Below are 237 nucleotides of genomic sequence, written 5' to 3'. Positions count from 1 at the left end.
GCGCTTGCCGACCTCGCCGCCCATCTGGGTGCCGGAGAAGCCGATGCGGGGGACGAGGTTGTCGGGGGCGCAGGCGGACGGGTCGGGGCCGTTGGTGCAGATCTGGTCGTCGGAGGTGAGCAGGGCGACCTTGGCGTCCTTGGCGGCCTGGACGACCTGGGGTCCGACGGCGGGGTCGGGGACGACGATGACGACGCCGTTGGTCTTCTGTGCGATCGCGGCCTGGACCTCGCTGAT

The 237-nt window shown here is 71.3% G+C and carries 1 pseudogene; it reads right to left on the bottom strand.

What is annotated here, in order from left to right:
- Positions 1-237, bottom strand: a pseudogene (locus tag PUR56_RS43645) (substrate-binding domain-containing protein); the annotation flags it as partial.

The organism is Streptomyces sp. BE303, assembly GCF_036290945.1.
Taxonomy (GTDB): Bacteria; Actinomycetota; Actinomycetes; order Streptomycetales; family Streptomycetaceae; genus Kitasatospora.
Note: the sequence above shows the minus strand (reverse complement) of the source record. Positions and strands in the feature narration are given on the sequence as shown.